This is a genomic window from Stakelama marina, from assembly GCF_018122655.1.
Taxonomy (GTDB): Bacteria; Pseudomonadota; Alphaproteobacteria; order Sphingomonadales; family Sphingomonadaceae; genus Sphingomonas; species Sphingomonas marina.
The window spans coordinates 737385-755182 of record NZ_JAGRQC010000001.1; the positions used below are offsets into that span (position 1 = coordinate 737385).

16 protein-coding genes are annotated in these 17798 nt (G+C 63.2%); 14 read left to right on the forward strand and 2 right to left on the reverse strand.

The genetic code is table 11. The annotated features are described in order from the left end of the window. Positions 1 to 2: 2 nt before the first annotated feature. Entirely contained in the window at positions 3 to 1787 is a 1785-nt protein-coding gene (locus J7S20_RS03490) for a cation:proton antiporter domain-containing protein (protein ID WP_284052837.1), read from the reverse strand. 42 nt (positions 1788 to 1829) lie between these two features. Here J7S20_RS03490 and J7S20_RS03495 point away from each other — a divergent pair, with 42 nt between their 5' ends. Beyond that, positions 1830 to 3041 carry an FAD-dependent oxidoreductase gene (locus J7S20_RS03495; protein ID WP_284052838.1) on the forward strand — a complete coding sequence of 404 codons (1212 nt, stop codon included), beginning with the start codon at positions 1830 to 1832 and terminating at the stop codon, positions 3039 to 3041. A 203-nt stretch (positions 3042 to 3244) separates the two neighbouring features. On the opposite strand, the gene J7S20_RS03500 is transcribed toward J7S20_RS03495, so the two are convergent. Further along, a complete protein-coding gene (locus J7S20_RS03500) occupies positions 3245 to 4471 on the reverse strand; it encodes an NADP-dependent isocitrate dehydrogenase (RefSeq protein WP_284052839.1) in 1227 nt (408 codons plus the stop codon). Positions 4472 to 4639: 168 nt separating this feature from the next. Between J7S20_RS03500 and J7S20_RS03505 the strand changes: the two genes are divergently transcribed. From J7S20_RS03505 to fabZ, 13 genes are all read left to right on the forward strand, one after another. Beyond that, positions 4640 to 5374, forward strand: a complete 735-nt coding sequence (locus tag J7S20_RS03505; RefSeq protein WP_284052840.1) for a phosphatidylserine decarboxylase — start codon at positions 4640 to 4642, stop codon at positions 5372 to 5374. After that, positions 5371 to 6165, forward strand: a complete 795-nt coding sequence (locus tag J7S20_RS03510; protein WP_284052841.1) for a CDP-alcohol phosphatidyltransferase family protein — start codon at positions 5371 to 5373, stop codon at positions 6163 to 6165. The genes J7S20_RS03505 and J7S20_RS03510 overlap by 4 nt, the downstream gene beginning before the upstream one ends. A gap of 416 nt (positions 6166 to 6581) precedes the next feature. Continuing rightward, the gene (gene rpsB, locus J7S20_RS03515; RefSeq protein WP_284052842.1) at positions 6582 to 7436 is read left to right on the forward strand and encodes a 30S ribosomal protein S2; all 855 of its coding nucleotides are present in this window, start codon (positions 6582 to 6584) and stop codon (positions 7434 to 7436) included. An 87-nt stretch (positions 7437 to 7523) separates the two neighbouring features. Beyond that, the gene (gene tsf, locus J7S20_RS03520) at positions 7524 to 8453 is read left to right on the forward strand and encodes a translation elongation factor Ts (RefSeq protein WP_284052843.1); all 930 of its coding nucleotides are present in this window, start codon (positions 7524 to 7526) and stop codon (positions 8451 to 8453) included. A 123-nt stretch (positions 8454 to 8576) separates the two neighbouring features. Continuing rightward, the gene (pyrH, locus tag J7S20_RS03525) at positions 8577 to 9302 is read left to right on the forward strand and encodes a UMP kinase (protein ID WP_284052844.1); all 726 of its coding nucleotides are present in this window, start codon (positions 8577 to 8579) and stop codon (positions 9300 to 9302) included. A gap of 15 nt (positions 9303 to 9317) precedes the next feature. Next, entirely contained in the window at positions 9318 to 9875 is a 558-nt protein-coding gene (gene frr, locus J7S20_RS03530) for a ribosome recycling factor (RefSeq protein WP_284052845.1), read from the forward strand. Continuing rightward, entirely contained in the window at positions 9872 to 10615 is a 744-nt protein-coding gene (locus J7S20_RS03535) for an isoprenyl transferase (RefSeq protein ID WP_430980896.1), read from the forward strand. The genes frr and J7S20_RS03535 overlap by 4 nt, the downstream gene beginning before the upstream one ends. Further along, a complete protein-coding gene (locus J7S20_RS03540) occupies positions 10612 to 11403 on the forward strand; it encodes a phosphatidate cytidylyltransferase (RefSeq protein ID WP_284052846.1) in 792 nt (263 codons plus the stop codon). The genes J7S20_RS03535 and J7S20_RS03540 overlap by 4 nt, the downstream gene beginning before the upstream one ends. After that, positions 11400 to 12557: a 1-deoxy-D-xylulose-5-phosphate reductoisomerase gene (locus tag J7S20_RS03545; RefSeq protein WP_284052847.1), complete on the forward strand. Its 1158-nt coding sequence runs from the start codon at positions 11400 to 11402 to the stop codon at positions 12555 to 12557. Before J7S20_RS03540 ends, J7S20_RS03545 begins: the two co-directional genes overlap by 4 nt. Then, the gene (gene rseP, locus J7S20_RS03550) at positions 12554 to 13687 is read left to right on the forward strand and encodes an RIP metalloprotease RseP (RefSeq protein WP_284052848.1); all 1134 of its coding nucleotides are present in this window, start codon (positions 12554 to 12556) and stop codon (positions 13685 to 13687) included. The genes J7S20_RS03545 and rseP overlap by 4 nt, the downstream gene beginning before the upstream one ends. 33 nt (positions 13688 to 13720) lie before the next feature. Then, a complete protein-coding gene (gene bamA / locus J7S20_RS03555) occupies positions 13721 to 16594 on the forward strand; it encodes an outer membrane protein assembly factor BamA (protein ID WP_284053390.1) in 2874 nt (957 codons plus the stop codon). Then, complete coding sequence (locus tag J7S20_RS03560) at positions 16594 to 17229, forward strand: OmpH family outer membrane protein (protein ID WP_284052849.1); 636 nt, start codon at positions 16594 to 16596, stop codon at positions 17227 to 17229. Before bamA ends, J7S20_RS03560 begins: the two co-directional genes overlap by 1 nt. Continuing rightward, a complete protein-coding gene (fabZ, locus tag J7S20_RS03565) occupies positions 17226 to 17705 on the forward strand; it encodes a 3-hydroxyacyl-ACP dehydratase FabZ (RefSeq protein ID WP_284052850.1) in 480 nt (159 codons plus the stop codon). Before J7S20_RS03560 ends, fabZ begins: the two co-directional genes overlap by 4 nt. Positions 17706 to 17798 lie beyond the last annotated feature (93 nt).

Here is a 17798-nt window from a genome sequence, read left to right on the forward strand (position 1 = left end):
CGTCAGGCTTCGGAACCCCTCTCGTCGAGTTTCGTGCGCCTGAGCCGGGGTTCGCGGTCTAGCTTTGCCGCGTCCTGGATTGCCTTGCGCATGGCGTCGCGCTTTTCGTGGATCGAGGCGATCACGGGGCCCATCGCGACGCCAAGGTCGACGAGCACTGCCTCCGACAGCTGAAGCGAGCTTTCGAGCGTCTCCGGCACGGCATCGGTGGCGCCCGCGCGGTAGAGTTCGGCCGCGTGGTTCCAGTCGCGTGCACGCGCGATGATCGGAATATTGGGTACCCAGCCGCGCACGCGCTTGGTCAGGTGGACCGATAGCACCGGTTCGTCCATCGTCAGGATCAGCGCATCGGCACGGCCGAGATTGAGCCGGTCGACCAGTTCGGAACGCGATACGTCGCCGAAGATGATCGGATAGCCTTCGCGGCGCGCGGCATTGACCGCGTCGATATCGGCTTCGACCGCGATGAATTTCTTTTCATGCGTCTGAAGCATGTCGGCGACGGTGCGACCGACGCGGCCAAAGCCGATGATCACGGTGCCCGGGCCTTCGCTGGTCACCTCGGCCTCTGGCGGCAAACTGTCCGAACGGCGCTCGATACTCCGGGAAATGAGTTGCCCGGCCTTGGCAAGCAGCGGCGTAATCGTCAGCCCGATCGCGGTGACCGTCGTCCAGAACGCGGCGGTCGATGGCAGGATCAACCCGGCGGCACTCGCAACGCCAAGGACGATCAGCGTCGTTTCGGACGGGCTCGCCATCATCACTCCGGTTTCCGCCGCCGTGCCGGTGCGCGCGCCGGTCAGCTTTACGAGCCCGGTCGTCACGGCTGCCTTTACCAGCATGACGCCGAGGATCGCGACGAGCAGCAGCCCCCAGTTCATCGCCACCAGCCGCAGGTCGAGCCGCATTCCGATGGTGATGAGGAACACGCCGAGCGCCAGCCCCTTGAACGGGCCGGTCATCACCTCGACCTCCGCGCGGTATTCGGTTTCGGCGATCAGCAGCCCGGCGATCAGCGCGCCGACGATGGGCGACAGCCCAGCCGCCGCGGTCGCAAGGCTGGCGATGATGACGACGAGCAGGCTTGCCGCGAGGAACAGTTCGGGGCTTTTCGTCCGCGCGGCCTGGGCGAACAGGCGCGGAAGGACGAGGCGACCGCCGACGAACAGAATCGCGATGGTGATGCCACCGCGGATCAAAACGCGTGCGAGGTTCGACCAGCCCTCATCGGCGGCATTGGGGGCGAGCGCGCCGAGCAGGAAGATGATCGGCACGAGCGCGACATCTTCGAACAGCAGCATCGCGAAGGCCGCGCGGCCCGACGCGCTTTGCGTGCCGGCTAGCGGAAGTACCAGCGCCGTCGAGGATAGGGCGAGCGCGAGGCCGAGCCCGATCGCGCCGCCCCATGCCTGACCGATAAAGTACAACGCGACCCCGATGATCAGTCCCGACACGAGTAATTCGGCGGCGCCGACGCCGAATACCAGCGTTCGCATCGACCATAATCGCTTGAACGAAAGTTCGAGCCCGATCGAGAACAGCAGCAGGATGATGCCGAATTCCGCAAACGGCTCGATCGCGTGCGGGTCGGAAATGGTGACGTAATAGAGCAGCGGATATTGGGGCACGAGCGCGCCGAGACCCGCCGGCCCGACGAGCAGACCGACCAGGATGAAACCGATCACCGGGCTGATCCGGAAACGGGCAAAGGCCGGGATCACCAGGCCTGCCGCGCCGAGGATCACCAGCGCATCGCTGAAACCGCCATTTTCAAGACTGAACGCCATGGCATTCATCTAAGCGGTAAAATGGTGCATTGTCATGTCGCAATGGCCGATATCGACACTGACCTGTGTATCGTCGGCGGCGGTCCTGCCGGGATGGTCGCCGGGCTGTTGTTCGCGCGTGCCGGCGTGCGGACGATGGTGCTGGAAAAGCATGGCGACTTCCTGCGCGACTTTCGCGGCGACACGGTTCACCCCTCGACGCTTGCGATATTCCACGAACTCGGGTTGCTCGACGAATTGCTAGAGCGCCCGCATCAGCGCGTGGACAGGATCGGCGCGCGCATTGCGGGCGAGCAGTTGCAGCTCGTCGATTTCACCCGTCTTCCGGTTCCCGCACCCTATATCGCGCTGATGCCGCAATGGCATTTTCTCGATTTCGTCGCGGACGTCGCGCAGCGCTATCCTAACTTTACGCTGCACCAGTCATGCGAGGCGACGGGGCTGGTCGCAGGGGCGGGCAGGGCCGCAGGCGTTCGGACGACCGACGGCGAGGTACGTAGCAGGCTGGTGCTCGCCGCCGACGGCCGCCATTCGACCATTCGTGGCGAGGTGGATCTTCCGTCGAAAACGATCGGGGCGCCGATGGATGTATTCTGGTTCCGCCTTCCCAAGACACGGCAGCCCGAAAATGATTCGATGGGGGTGTTCGAAACCGGGCGTATCTTCGTTCTGATCGACCGCGGTGATTATTGGCAATGCGCCTTCGTATTCCCGAAGGGTTCCGCCGACGGAATCCGGGGCAAGGGTCTCGACAGTTTTCGCGAGCGTGTCCGGTCGGTCGGCCCCGAGACGGCGGAAGCGGCCCATGCGATCACAAGCTGGGACGACATCAAGCTGTTGACCGTGACGGTCGACCGGCTCGAAAAATGGCACAGGCCGGGGCTTCAGATCATCGGGGATGCCGCGCATGCAATGTCGCCGATCGGCGGCGTCGGCATCAACCTTGCCGTGCAGGACGCGGTCGCCGCGGCGAATGCGTTGGCCGGACCGATGGCGGCGGGTGATGATCCCGATCCGCTGCTGCACGAGATCGAGGAGCGGCGCATGCTGCCGACACGGCTTACCCAGGCGATGCAAAAGACAATTCAGGACCGCGTGATTGCGCCGTTGCTCGAAGGCGGCACACCGCTCGAACGACCGCCGCTGATCGCGCGTGCGATCGACCGCGTCGCGGCGCTGCGCCGTATTCCGGCGCGGGTGATAGGGCTTGGGTTCAGGCCGGAGCATGTCCGTTCGCCTGAGGCGAAGCGGTGAATTGGCCCGGTCGCTCCATCTCCCCTTGTGGAAGAGGGATGCGTAGACTTGGCAGCTTGCTGCCTTAGTCGAAGCCGGGTGAGGGGTGGTGATTGCCCGGCAATCTTGCCGAGCTGCGCTCCGCTCACCCTCACCAAGCTCCGCTAGCCGTTCGCACGGCAGGCTTCGCTATCCTCTCCCATCGAGGGAGAGGATAGGTAGGATCAGCCGAGACCCTGCTTCTTCATTTCGGTTTCGAGGTTCGCACGGATCGCCTCGAAAAACTGCTCGGTCGTCATCCAGCTCTGGTCGGGACCGATCAGGATCGCGAGATCCTTGGTCATGTCGCCGCCCTCGACCGTGTCGATGCAGACCTTTTCGAGCGTTTCGGCGAACTTGGTGACATCGGGCGTGTCGTCGAACTTGCCGCGATATTTCAGGCCGCCGGTCCACGCGAAGATCGACGCGATCGGATTGGTCGAGGTCGCCTTGCCCTGCTGGTGCTGGCGATAATGGCGCGTAACCGTGCCGTGCGCCGCCTCGGCCTCGATCGTCTTGCCGTCGGGCGTCATCAGCACCGAGGTCATCAGGCCCAGCGAACCGAAGCCCTGCGCGACCTGGTCGGACTGCACGTCGCCGTCATAGTTCTTGCAGGCCCAGACGAATTCGCCGTGCCACTTGAGCGCGGAGGCGACCATGTCGTCGATCAGGCGGTGCTGATATTCGATGCCGGCTTCCTTGAACTTGTCCTCGAATTCGCTCTCGAACACTTCCTGGAAGATGTCCTTGAAGCGACCGTCATAGGCTTTGAGGATGGTGTTCTTGGTCGACAGATAGACCGGCCATTTACGCTGCAGGCCATAGTTCATCGAGGCGCGCGCGAAATCGCGGATCGAGCCGTCGAGATTGTACATGCCCATCGCGACGCCGGCATCGGGGAAGTCGAACACTTCCTCCTCGATCACCGCACCGTCCTTGCCTTCCCACTTCATGGTCAGCTTGCCGGCGCCCGGCACCTTGAAGTCGGTCGCCTTGTACTGGTCGCCGAATGCGTGGCGGCCGACGACGATCGGCTTGGTCCAGCCGGGGACGAGCCGCGGGACGTTCGACATCACGATCGGTTCGCGGAAGACGACGCCGCCCAGGATGTTGCGGATCGTGCCGTTCGGCGAGCGCCACATCTTCTTCAGGCCGAATTCCTCGACGCGCGCCTCATCGGGGGTGATCGTCGCGCACTTGACGCCGACGCCGTGCTTCTTGATCGCGTTCGCCGCATCGACCGTGATCTGGTCGTCGGTCTCGTCGCGCTTCTGCACGGACAGGTCGTAATATTCGAGGCCGATGTCGAGATACGGTTTGATAAGGCGCTCGCGAATCCATTCCCAGATAATCCGGGTCATCTCGTCGCCGTCGATCTCCACGACGGGGTTTTTCACCTTGATCTTGGCCATAGTATCTCGCTTGTTGTTTGTCTGGTTGGAAATTGAGTTGCCTCCTACGGGCATGGCGGTGACCGATCAACCTTGCAGCGGTCGGCGCGCCCGGTCGGCGGCGATATGTTGGATTGAACGTCACGGACGGCATTGTGTTGCATCAGTGGCACAGCTACACCCAAGCGCATGTCATCTCTCGATAAGCCCTCGACCACGACGACGACCGTCAAATGGCGTTTTCCCGCCGTCCATCCGGAGGGGCGCAAATATGTCCTGATCGCCGCGGTCGTCACCTTTGTCTTCTGGCTTGTGCCGTGGCTCGACTGGCTGACCTGGCCGTTGATCGGCGTGACGATCTGGGTCGCGACCTTCTTCCGCGATCCGGTGCGCGTGACGCCGGCGGGGGAGGGACTGATCGTTGCGCCCGCCGACGGCCTTATCACCATGATCCAGCGCGTTCCCGTACCGGTCGAGCTTGGTGGCGAGGACGGGCTCGGCGACGGCGAGCTGGTGCGGGTTTCGATCTTCATGAGTGTGTTCGACGTCCACATCAACCGCACCGCGATTGCCGGGACCATCCGGCGCGTCGTCTATATCTCGGGCAAGTTTCTCAACGCCGATCTCGACAAGGCCAGCGAGGAGAATGAGCGCCAGCATATCCTTGTCGAGGGGCATGACGGGATGCGCGTCGGCTTCACGCAGATCGCGGGGCTTGTCGCGCGGCGGATCGTCAGCTTCGTGAAGCCGGGGGACATCGTCGCGACCGGGCAGCGGGTCGGGCTGATCCGCTTCGGCAGCCGCGTCGATGTCTATCTCCCCGATTCGATTACCTGTCAGGTGGCGCTGGGGCAGCGCAGCATCGCCGGCGAGACGGTTATCGGCCGCGCCGGCGGATCGGCGGTCACGGGCATCGAACAGTGAGGCGCCCGCGCCGTAATCGCGTGGAGCGGGGCATTCCGCTTCGCGCCGTGGTGCCCAATGCGGTCACCGCGCTTGCGTTGTGCTTCGGCCTGACGGGCGTTCGGTTCGCGATCGCGACCGACTGGGAACGTGCGGTGCTGATGATCCTGATAGCCGGCGTCCTCGACGGTATCGATGGACGGATCGCGCGATTGGTCCGCGCCGAAAGCCGGTTCGGTGCCGAACTCGATTCGCTTTCCGACGCGATTTCGTTCGGCGTTTCGCCGGCGCTGGTCATGTATCTATGGGCGTTGATCGCGGTGCCGAAGGTCGGCTGGATCGTCGCGCTGCTCTATGCCGTATTCTGCGCGCTGCGTCTTGCGCGGTTCAACGCGCGGATCGACCTGGAGGACCAGCCCCACAAATCGGCGGGCTTCCTGACCGGCGTCCCCGCACCGGCGGGTGCGGCCGCGGCGATGCTTCCGCTCTATGCGTGGATATTCACCGGCCTCGATATCTTTCGCTCGCCATGGCTGGTGACGCCGTGGGTCGCCTTCTGCGCGTTCCTGATGGTGTCGAGCTTGGCGACCTATTCCTGGTCTTCGCTAAAGCTGCGGCGCCATATCCGGTTCGAGGCGCTTGTCGTGGTGGTCATTGCGGGCGCGGCACTCGTGACCGCGCCGTGGCAAACGCTGACCGTGCTCACCGCAGGTTATCTGCTGACGATCCCGTTCAGCATTCGCGGCTATCGCCGGATCAAGCGGCTGCGCGCCGGTACGGCGCCTGCGCTGGAGCCTGTACCCGAGCCGTGACGCGTTCGCGCGACGGCTGAATAGGCGGCAGCGGCGGCAGATGCAGATCCATCGATGCACCGTCGCGAAGCAGCGAGACGATGCGCGACATTTGCGGCCGCACGGTCGTTACGATCGTCCACAGGGCGAGCGTCAGCCCACTGCCAAAAACGAGAAATGCTATAATCGAACCCATCATCCGGCTCCTTGCCTGCCGAGCTGCTGGAACGTGCCTGCCAAAAGCGATGCCAGGCCAATTTGTTCCTCGCCCCTGTTAGGAACACTATATGTTCCATGTTCGTTCCATCGTCAACGCTTGATTTGTTTCGGCGGTTCGGCTAATCGCGCGGCCTCAATTCCACATGGGAAGCACATAAACCGGTGCCCCTTTCAGGGGTCATCGCCTCCCAGCGGACTAACCGGAAGGAGATATCCCTATGGCGGCACCTACCGTCACCATGCAGCAGTTGCTTGAATCTGGCGCGCATTTCGGACACCAGACGCACCGCTGGAACCCGAAGATGAAGCCTTATATCTTCGGTGATCGCAACGGCATCCACATCATCGATCTTTCGCAGACCGTGCCGCTTTTCGCGCGCGCGCTGGACTTTATCAGCCAGACCGTTGCGTCGGGCGGCAAGGTTCTGTTCGTCGGCACCAAGCGCCAGGCGCAGCAGCCGGTCGCCGAAGCCGCGATGCGTTCGGGTCAGCACTTCGTCAACCACCGCTGGCTGGGCGGCATGCTCACCAACTGGAAGACGATTTCGGGCTCGATCAAGCGCCTCAAGAGCCTTGAAGAGCGCTTGTCGGGCGACACCACGGGTCTGACCAAGAAGGAAGTCCTTCAGCTTACCCGCGAGCATGACAAGCTGCAGCTTTCGCTGGGCGGTATCCGCGATCTCGGCGGTCTGCCCGACATCATGTTCGTCATCGACGCCAACAAGGAAGAGCTGGCGATCAAGGAAGCCAACACGCTCGGAATTCCGGTCGTCGCGATCCTCGACACCAACGTTTCGCCCGACGGCATCGCCTTCCCGATCCCGGCGAACGATGACGCCAGCCGCGCCATCCGCTTGTATTGCGAGGCGGTAGGCATCGCCGCGACGCGCGGTGGCCAGGAAGCGATGGCGAAGTCGGGCGCCGATCTGGGCGCGATGGACGAGCCGCCGGCGGAAGCCGCGCTTGCCGAAGAGTCCAAGGCGAAGGCCGACGAGGGCAAGGACCCCGAGGCGAAGGCCGCGGCCAGCGAGCCTGAAACCGCCGCAGAGGGTGAGCGTCAGATCGACGCCTGAGCCCTTTCGCCGAATTGACATACGGGCGGGGTAGGGCGTTGGCCTTATCCCGCCCGCATCCATAGCTGATATACGAGGAAGATAGACATGGCCGAGATCACTGCCGCAGCGGTGAAGGAACTGCGCGAGCGCTCCGGCGCCGGCATGATGGACTGCAAGAAGGCGCTGACCGAATCGGGTGGCGACATCGAAGCGGCCGCCGACTGGCTGCGTACCAAGGGCCTAGCGGCCGCGCAGAAGAAGTCGAGCCGTACCGCCGCCGAAGGCCTGGTCGGCGTTGCCGTCGCGGGTCCGAAGGGCGCCGCGGTCGAGGTCAATTCCGAGACCGACTTCGTTGCCAAGAACGACCAGTTCCAGGCGTTCGTCCGCGAAGTGACGCAGATCGCGCTTGCCGAAGGCGACGATGTCGAGACGATCAAGAACGCCAAGATGCCGTCGGGCACGACCGTCGATGAGGCGCTGACCAACAATATCGCGACGATCGGCGAGAACCAGTCGATCCGCCGTGCGCAGCGGCTCGAGGTTTCGCAGGGCGCGGTCATTCCCTACGTCCACAACGCGGTCGAACCCGGCCTCGGCAAGATCGGCGTGCTCGTCGCGCTCGAATCGGATGCCGGTGTCGATGTTCTCGAACCGCTCGGCAAGCAGCTTGCGATGCACATCGCGGCGGCATTCCCGCTTGCGCTCGACGAAAGCGGGCTCGATCAGGACGTGCTGGAGCGCGAGCGCCAGATCGCCATGGAAAAGGCGCAGGAATCGGGCAAGCCCGCCGAGATCATCGAAAAGATGGTCGAAGGTTCGGTGAAGAAGTTCGCCAAGGAAAACGCGCTTCTCAGCCAGATCTTCGTGATGGACAACAAGACCCCGATTGCCGACGTCGTCGCCAAGGCGGGCAAGGATGCCGGCACGAAGATCGTACTGAAGGATTATGTCCGCTTCCAGCTCGGTGAAGGCATCGAGAAGGAAGAGGGTGATTTCGCGGCAGAGGTTGCGGCCACTGCCGGCGTGAAGAAGTAATATTGCGGAACTGACGGGCGCGGCACGGGAAACCGGGCTGCGTCCGTTTCATCGCTTGGCATCGCGGCGCGGCCCCTCTAAGGTCCGCGCCGCTTTGTTATTCCTTCCAGACAGTTTGGCTTCATGACGACCCCCAGCTTCAACCGTATCCTCCTCAAGCTGTCGGGCGAGGTCCTGATGGGCGAGGGCGAGTTCGGCATCGACCCCGCAACCTGCGAACGCGTGGCGCGTGAAATCGCCGCCGCCAAGGATGCCGGTTTCGAACTGTGCGTCGTCGTCGGCGGCGGCAATATCTTCCGCGGACTCGCCGGGGCCGCCAAGGGCTTCGACCGGGCGAGCGCCGATTATATGGGCATGCTCGCCACGGTGATGAACGCGCTCGCGATGCAGAATGCGCTCGAACATATCGGCGTCGATACGCGGGTGCAGTCCGCGATCCCGATGTCGAGCGTGTGCGAACCCTATATCCGCCGCCGCGCCGTGCGCCACATGGAAAAGGGGCGCGTGGTGATCTTTGCCGCCGGCACCGGAAATCCGTTTTTCACCACCGATACGGCCGCTGCGCTGCGTGCCGCTGAGATGGGCTGCGACGCGCTGTTCAAGGGGACGAGCGTCGATGGCGTCTATGACGCCGACCCGAAAAAGAATCCCGATGCAAAGCGCTATTCGGCGCTGAGCTTCAACCGTGTGCTCGCGGACGACCTGAAGGTCATGGACGCCAGCGCCGTGGCGCTGTGCCGCGACAACAATATCCCGATCGTCGTTTTCAATATCCGCAGCGAGGGCAATCTCGCCGATGCCCTTCGCGGCGACGGAACGTCGACGATCGTCCGCAACAACGCAGACTAGAAGAGGACGCAAACCATGGCCGCATATGACAAGGCCGATCTCGAACGCCGCATGGCTGGTTCGGTCGACGCGCTGAAGCACGATCTTGCCGGTCTGCGGACGGGCCGCGCCTCCACGACGCTGCTCGATCCGGTCACCGTGGAGGTGTACGGTGCCAACATGCCGCTCAATCAGGTCGCGACCGTTTCCGCGCCCGAGCCGCGCATGCTGTCGGTGCAGGTGTGGGACAAATCGAACGTCACGCCGGTCGACAAGGCGATCCGGTCGGCCGGGCTTGGCCTGAACCCGATCGTCGATGGCCAGAATATCCGGCTGCCGATTCCCGACCTGACCGAAGATCGCCGTAAGGAACTTGCCAAGCTGGCCGGGCAATATGCTGAAAAGGCTCGTATCGCCGCGCGCAACGTGCGCCGCGACGGGATGGACAGCCTGAAGGCCGACGAAAAGAAGGGTGAGCTGTCGGAAGACGAGCGCAAGCGGCTGGAAAATGATGTCCAGAAGCTGACCGACAAGACGATCGCAGATATCGATGCGGCGGCGCAGGCGAAGGAAAAGGAAATCCTCGGCCAGTGATTCCCAATCCGGCTCCCAGGCCGGCTTCCGGCGCGCCCGACGTTCATACGCCGCGCCATGTGGCGATCATCATGGACGGCAACGGCCGCTGGGCAAAGGCCCGGCACCTGCCGCGCATTGCCGGCCATCGGCAGGGCGTAGAGGCCGTGCGCCACATTTCGCGCGCGGCCCGCGACCTGGGTATCGAAGTTCTGACGCTGTACGCCTTTTCGTCGGAGAACTGGCGGCGGCCACAGGAAGAGGTTGGCGACCTGATGGGGTTGCTGCGCCGTTTCCTGAAAAAGGAAGTCGAAGAACTGGTGCGCGAGGACGTCAGGTTGCGCGTCATCGGCGATTATCGTGCGCTCGCGCCCGATCTGGTCGAGATGATCGACGATGTCGTCGGGCGGACCGAACGCAATGGCGGACCGTCGCTGGTGATCGCGCTCAATTACGGCTCTCAGGCGGAGATCACGGCGGCCGCGCGAGCGCTCGCGAAGCGGGTCGAGGATGGTGAGATCACGGCCGACGCCATCGACGAAGCGATGTTCGAAGGGGCGCTCGCGACGCACGACCTCCCGCCGCTCGACCTGATGATCCGAACATCGGGCGAGCAACGGCTCTCCAATTTCCTGCTGTGGCAGTCGGCCTATGCCGAATTGGTTTTTACCGACACGCTATGGCCCGATTTCGACCGCACGGCGCTGGAGGAGGCGCTGTCGGTATATGCGCGCCGTCATCGGCGGTTCGGCGGCCTGTGAACGCACCGCTGCCGCCTCGATCCGATCTTCCCGTCCGGGCGGCGGTGGGCGCTGTCCTGATCGCGCTTGCGGCGCTCGCGCTATGGGTCGGTGACTGGCTGTTCTGGATCATCCTGTCGGCGGTGTCGCTGCTGATGATGGCCGAATGGAGTGGTCTGGCGCATGCGAGTGCGCGCAACACGCGGATCGCGCAGTTCACGATCTGCGTACCGCTTGCGATCATGGCGCCGAAATGGATTGCGGCAGGGCCGGGCTTCTTTGCGCTGGGGCTGATATTCGGCGCGATGTTCTTCGTCGCCATCGTCACCCGGCGCCAGATCCTCGCGGTGGGCGCGGTGTATGTCGTGTTGCCGGTACTGGCGTTGCTGTGGTTGCGCGCACAGCCTGATGGACTGCTTCTCGCCTTCTGGTCGATGGCGCTGGTCTGGGCGTGCGATATCGGCGCCTATTTCGCGGGACGAAATCTGGGCGGCCCCAAGCTCGCGCCGCGTGTCAGCCCGAACAAGACCTGGTCGGGGCTGCTGGGCGGCGTGGTCGGCGCGGCGCTTCTCGGGGCGATACTCTATCGCTTCGGACTTCCCTTGCATCTGGCGATCGCCAGCCCGTTTCTCGCCGTCGTCGCACAGGCAGGCGATCTTTATGAAAGCTGGCTCAAGCGGCGGGCCGGGGTGAAGGATTCGGGTACGTTGCTGCCGGGTCATGGCGGCTTTCTCGACAGGCTCGACGGGCTGGTTCCCGTTGCACCGATCGCAGCGCTGCTGGTGTTTCTTCCCGAGGTCATCCGATGAAACGGGTCACGATCCTCGGCGCAACTGGATCGGTCGGAACGTCGACGCTCGATCTGATCGAGCGCGCGCCCGACGCATTCAAGGTCGTGGCGCTGACGGCCAATCGCGACGTTGCCGGCCTGGCGGCGGCAGCGAAACGCACCGGTGCCGAATTGGCCGTCGTTGCGGACGAGGATTGCCTGCCCGCACTGCGAGAGGCGCTTGCGGGATCGGGCGTCGCAGCCGCCGGTGGCGATCAGGCGGTTGCCGATGCCGCGCGGATGGAAGCCGATGTAGTGATGGGCGCGATTGTCGGTTGCGCCGGACTTGCGCCGGTCATGGCGGCGGTGGAACAGGGCAGGACGGTGATCCTTGCCAACAAGGAGCCGCTGGTTTCGGCGGGTGAGGTCGTCCTCGACGCCGCGCGGGCGCATGGCGCCACGCTGCTGCCCGCCGATTCAGAGCATAACGCGATTTTCCAGTGCTTCGATTTCGATCGACCCGAGCGCATTCGACGCATCATCCTGACGGCGAGCGGTGGTCCGTTTCGCGATCGCGACCTGGACTATATGCGCTCGGTCACGCCCGACCAGGCGGTGGCGCATCCCAACTGGTCGATGGGCGCAAAGATTTCGGTCGATTCGGCGACGATGATGAACAAGGGGCTGGAGCTGATCGAGGCCGCGCGGCTGTTCCCGGTTCCGCATGATCGGATAGAGATCATCCTGCACCGCCAATCGGTAATCCACTCGCTGGTCGATTATGTCGACGGGTCGGTCCTCGCGCAGCTTGGCCCGCCCGACATGCGCACGCCGATCGCCTATTGTCTCGGCTGGCCCGACCGGATCGATACCCCGATGGAACCGCTCGATCTGGTCAGCATCGGCCGGCTCGATTTCGCGCCGCCAGACCCGGCAAGATTTCCCGCGCTTATTCTGTGCCGCAATGCGCTTGATGCCGGCGGGGCGAAGCCGGCGATCCTCAATGCCGCGAACGAGGTCGCAGTCGCCGCATTTCTGGCACGGCGTATCGGCTTCCTCGAAATTGCCGCAATCGTCGGCGATACGCTTGATCGCTATGATCCGCCTGCTCCCGCGACTCTCGATGCGGTACTTGCCGTCGACGCCGAGGCGCGGCGAATCGCGGACGAGCGAGTTAAGGACTGCGTAGCTTGACCCAAAACCCCGGATTTCTGCTGACCATTCTGGCCTTTGCGCTGGTACTCGGGCCGTTGGTGTTCCTCCACGAACTCGGCCATTATTTCGTCGGACGCTGGTTCGGCGTGAAGGCGGAGGCCTTTTCCGTCGGGTTCGGGCGCGAGATTTTCGGCGTTACCGACCGGCGCGGTACGCGGTGGAAGTTCGGCTGGCTGCCGCTAGGCGGTTATGTGCGCTTTGCCGGCGACATGAATCCCGCGAGCCAGCCCGACGCGCAGTGGCTCGAACTGCCAGCCGCCGAACGGGCGAGGACCTTTCAGGCGAAGCCAGTATGGCAACGCGCGCTGATCGTTGCCGCGGGGCCGGTCACGAATTTCATCATCGCCATCCTGATCTTTGCGGCATTCGCCATGATCTTAGGCGTGGATCGGACCCCGGCGACGGTCGGCGGCGTTCTGGCGAACAGCCCGGCGGCAGAAGCCGGTCTGTCGGCCGGTGACCGTATCGTCAGCATGGACGGCCGGTCGATGGAAAGTTTCAAGGACCTGGCGAACTTCACCGTCCTGCGCCCCGCTGAAACGGTGTCAGTGACCTATCGCCACGACGGCGAACTCCGCAAAACCAGTCTGACGCTGGCGACGATCCACGAGCGCGACCGGTTCGGCAACGAATTCAGCCGCGGGCAGATCGGCATCGCGCCCGGCGCTCCGGTGTATCAGCCCGTTGGCGTGCTTCAGGCCTTGCCGGCGGGCGTCCAGATGACGCGCGATACACTCGGCTGGATGCTCGATGGACTCGGCCAGATCGTCACGGGCCGCCGGTCGGTCGATGAGCTTGGCGGTCCGATCCGCATCGCCAAGATTTCTGGCGAACAGCTGTCGCTGGGCCTGCCGGCGCTCATCAGCCTGATCGCGGTGATCTCGATTAATCTGGGATTCATCAACCTCTTGCCAGTGCCGATGCTGGATGGAGGTCATTTGTTCTTTTACGCGATCGAGGCGATCCGGCGGAAGCCGGTGGAGCCGCAGGTGATGGAATGGGCGTTTCGCGGCGGTCTGGCGGCAATATTGGCGCTGTTTCTGCTGGTTACGATCAACGATCTCGGCTCGTTGGGTGTGTGGCATAGCCTGGCCGGGTTGATCGGCTGACGCGGTTAGGGCAGGGCGTGCGCACGCATGCCGATGGGCAATGATTTTCTCCGACTGGGGTGGGATGTGACGGCGAACAAGTCTTCGAAATTGAGCACGGGCGCAAAGGCGCTTACCTTGGCTTGCACGATGCTTTCGGGCATCGGCATTGCGCACGCGCAGGATGCGACCGCGCAGCAAGGTCAGCCGACCGGCCAGCAGCCGGCTGCCCAGTCTCAGCCGTCGGCCCCGGCAACGCCGGGACAGGCCGCACCGCAGCAGGCAATCCCGCTCGTTCCGCAGGAACAGGAACGCGTCATCAAGTCGCTTCGCGTCGAGGGTTCGCAGCGTATCGAACCGGCGACGATCCTTTCCTATACCAAGCTGCGCGTTGGCGAGACCTACACCAACGCGACCGTCGACCAGGCGATCAAGGACCTGCTGGCCAGCGACTTTCTGGCTGACGTGTCGATCTCGGGCGTGGAGACCGGTGACCTGGTCATCCACATCAAGGAAAATCCGGTCATCAACCGCGTCATCCTGGAGGGCAACAAGCGCCTGAAGGACGACAAGATCACCAAGGAGATTAAGCTCGCGCCGCGGCAGATCTTCACACGCACCGCAGTGCGGGCTGATGTCGCGCGGATCATCGAGCTGTACCGGCGCCAGGGTCGGTTCGCCGCGACCGTCGACCCGCAGATGGTTAAGCTCGACCAGAACCGCGTCGACGTGATCTTCGAAATCCACGAAGGGCCGAAGTCGAAGGTTCGCCAGATCAACATCATCGGAAACGAGAAGTTTTCGGATGACAAGCTGCGCGGCGAAATGGCGACCAAGCAGGCGCGCTGGTTCCGCATCTTCAGCTCGAACACGAGCTACGATCAGGACCGCATGGCGTATGACCAGCAGAAGATGCGGCAATTCTATCTGACGCAGGGCTATGCCGATTTTCGCGTGACGTCAGCGGTCGCCGAACTGACCCCCGACAAGCGCGACTTCATCATCACCTATGTCGTCGAAGAAGGCGACCGCTATAAATTCGGTGATGTGTCGGTCGACAGCGGTATCCGCGACTTCGACGACAAGAAGCTCGCCCAGGCGCTGCCGTTCAAGAAGGGCGACTGGTACAATGCGAAGCAAGTCGAGGATGCGGTCGACCAGTTGAGCCAGACCGCCGGCTTTGCGGGATACGCTTTCGCCGATGTCCGCCCGGAATTCCAGCCCGATCGCGAAAATCACACGATGGATGTGACGTTCAACATCGCGGAAGCGAAGCGCACCTATGTCGAGCGGATCAACATCACCGGCAATACGCAGACCAAGGACAAGGTCATCCGCCGCGAAATGCGCGTGGCCGAGGGTGACGCGTTCAACTCGTTCCTCATCAAGCGCTCGGAAGACCGCATCAATTCGCTGGGGTATTTCCAGGACAAGTTCGAGATCGACCGCAAGCAGGGTTCGAGCGACGATCGCATCGACCTGAATGCCAATGTCGAAGAAAAGTCGACGGGCGAGCTCTCGCTTTCGGCCGGTTTCTCGAGTCTTGAACGTTTCCTCGTGCAGGCGGCGATCCGGCAGCGCAACTTCCGCGGCATGGGCCAGGATGCGCATGCGCAGGTCAACTATTCGTCCTATTCAAAGTCGGCCGAGCTCGGCTTTACCGAGCCATATCTGTTCGACAAGCCGATCGCGCTGGGGGCGACGATCTTCCGACGCGACTACAACTCGTTCAACTATATCGGTCAGAACCGCAACACGACCTATTCGCAGGTTCAGACAGGTTTCCAGATTTCGACCGGTTTGCCGCTGACCGAATATTGGACGCTGTCGGGCCGTTACAGCCTGTCGGTGGACGACGTTACGCTCGACAAGAACTCCTTTTATAAGGATTCGAATGGCGACGGGACGCTCGACACTTGCGATCCGCTTAAGGCGGGACGCTATCTCTGCGACGCGATCGGCAATCGCCTGACGTCGCTACTCGGCGCATCGCTGATTTACAGCAGCCTCAACAGCAACCTGCGCCCGACCAAGGGCACGCGCTTCGTCGCCGGTGTCGATTTCGCCGGGCTGGGCGGCGATGTCCGCTATCTTCGCGGCCGCCTGAACGCTTCCAAATACTGGAATGTCGGCAGCGGCTTCATCTTCTCGCTCAGTGGCGAGGGCGGCTATATCCATTCGCTTGAGGGAAGTCGGGGGCCGGGCGTCGATCCGGTTCGAATCACCGACCGCTTCTACCTCGGCGAGCCGCAATTCCGCGGATTCGATATCCGCGGTGTCGGTCCGCGTATTCAGCGCGTTCCCTATACCGGCACGGTGGCCAGTGGTACGCAGGCTCTCGTTACCGACAGGAAACAGATTATTGACGACGCCCTGGGCGGCAAGGCTTATTATCTTGGCAAGGCGGAGCTTGAGATTCCGCTCGGCTCGGGCGCGCAGGAACTTGGTCTGAGGCCTTCGATCTTCGTGCAGGTCGGTGCACTGTTCGGCATTACCCGGCCTCAGCTTAACACGGCCTACACGCAAGCCACCGATAGCAACGGTGTACCGCTTAATAATGCGGACGGCTCCCCTTCGTTTTTGCCGCCGCGGCTTACGGCCTCTGACGGCAGCCCGCTCTTCTACAATTCGTATCAAAATGACGCTGGGGATACGCTCACGCGACTCACTACGTGTTCTGCCGGATATTCGGATACGGCGGGTGGAACCTGTACCGGTTCGGAGGCAAATACCGCGGCCTTCAGCAATTCGACCATCTATTACGAGCGGTTCCTGGGCGACAGCGCGCGCCCGAGAATTTCGGTCGGCATCGGCACCGACTGGAATTCGCCCTTCGGTCCACTGCGTATCGACATCGCCAAGGCAATTCTTACCCAGCCCGGCGACGACACCAAATTGTTCACTTTCAACGTAGGAAGACAGTTCTAATGGCACTCAACAAGACCCTTCTGTTCGCAGCGGCCGCTCTCGCCCCGATCGCCGCCGCCGCTCCGGCGCAGGCTCAGGTGGCGGGCGTTGCCGTTGCCGATCCGCAGCAGGCGATCCAGGACAGCAACGCCTGGAAGACCGCGTCGGCACAGATCCAGACCACGTACAAGGCACAGATCGACCAGGCGCAGAGCCGCAGCAACGCCATCAAGGCGGAGCTCGACCCGCTCGTGAAATCGTTCAACGCCGCGCGTCAGCAGCCCAATGCCAATCAGGCGTCGCTGCAGACCCAGGCTCAGTCGATCCAGTCGAAGGAGCAGGCTGCCAATGCAGAGGTCAACAAGATCCTGCAGCCGGTACAGCGTGCGCGCGCCTATGCGCTGGAGCAGATCAGCAACCAGTATCCCAAGGCGGTTCAGGCCGTGATCGGCGCCAAGAAGATCCAGGTCCTGCTGCGTCCCGATGCCACGATCTATGCGGCACCGGCTGCCGATGTGACCAGCGACATCACTGCCCAGCTCAACACGCTGGTCAGCAATGTCAGCATCCAGCCGCCGGCCAACTGGCAGCCGGGCCAGCAGCAGAACGCGCCGGCAGCCCCGGCCGCGCAGCAGGCGCCCGCCACCGGCCGATGAGCGAGGAAGGCGAGCAGAAGGAGGCCATCGGGCCGCTCGACATCGGACGCGTGATGGCGGCGTTGCCGCATCGGTATCCGATGCTGCTGGTCGACCGGGTCGAGGAGTTGATCCCCGACCGGTCGATCGCGGCGATCAAGGCGGTCACGATGAATGAAGGCTTTTTCCAGGGACATTTCCCGGGAAGGCCGATCATGCCCGGCGTATTGATCGTCGAGGCGCTGGCGCAGGCCGCAGGCGTTCTCGCGGTCGAATCGCTGGGCCTCGCCGGGTCGGGCAAGCTCGTCTATTTCATGGCGATCGACGAGGCGAAGTTCCGCAAGCCCGTCGAACCGGGCGTGTTGCTGCGGCTTGAGGTCGAGTTCGTTCAGAAGCGCTCGAGCGTGTGCAAATTCGCCGGCCGCGCGCTGATCGACGGACAGGTCGCGGCGCAGGCCAATTTCACCGCGATGATCGCCGATCCGCCAAAGGCCTGACCGGCCTGGATCATATTGCAATTGTAGGCGCGGCCCTGTATCGGGCCGCGTTCCAGTCCGGCTGGTCGGTAACCAGCCAAATGACGAAAGAGA

What these genes read in the sequence shown, in the direction of transcription:
- bamA (WP_284053390.1), top strand. Translation starts at nt 13,721, where the DNA reads ATGGGCAATGATTTTCTCCGACTGGGGTGGGATGTGACGGCGAACAAG.
- pyrH (WP_284052844.1), top strand. Translation starts at nt 8,577, where the DNA reads ATGACGACCCCCAGCTTCAACCGTATCCTCCTCAAGCTGTCGGGCGAG.
- fabZ (WP_284052850.1), top strand. Translation starts at nt 17,226, where the DNA reads ATGAGCGAGGAAGGCGAGCAGAAGGAGGCCATCGGGCCGCTCGACATC.
- J7S20_RS03490 (WP_284052837.1), bottom strand. Translation starts at nt 1,787, where the DNA reads ATGGCGTTCAGTCTTGAAAATGGCGGTTTCAGCGATGCGCTGGTGATC.
- tsf (WP_284052843.1), top strand. Translation starts at nt 7,524, where the DNA reads ATGGCCGAGATCACTGCCGCAGCGGTGAAGGAACTGCGCGAGCGCTCC.
- J7S20_RS03500 (WP_284052839.1), bottom strand. Translation starts at nt 4,471, where the DNA reads ATGGCCAAGATCAAGGTGAAAAACCCCGTCGTGGAGATCGACGGCGAC.
- J7S20_RS03545 (WP_284052847.1), top strand. Translation starts at nt 11,400, where the DNA reads ATGAAACGGGTCACGATCCTCGGCGCAACTGGATCGGTCGGAACGTCG.
- rpsB (WP_284052842.1), top strand. Translation starts at nt 6,582, where the DNA reads ATGGCGGCACCTACCGTCACCATGCAGCAGTTGCTTGAATCTGGCGCG.
- J7S20_RS03560 (WP_284052849.1), top strand. Translation starts at nt 16,594, where the DNA reads ATGGCACTCAACAAGACCCTTCTGTTCGCAGCGGCCGCTCTCGCCCCG.
- frr (WP_284052845.1), top strand. Translation starts at nt 9,318, where the DNA reads ATGGCCGCATATGACAAGGCCGATCTCGAACGCCGCATGGCTGGTTCG.
- J7S20_RS03495 (WP_284052838.1), top strand. Translation starts at nt 1,830, where the DNA reads ATGGCCGATATCGACACTGACCTGTGTATCGTCGGCGGCGGTCCTGCC.
- J7S20_RS03505 (WP_284052840.1), top strand. Translation starts at nt 4,640, where the DNA reads ATGTCATCTCTCGATAAGCCCTCGACCACGACGACGACCGTCAAATGG.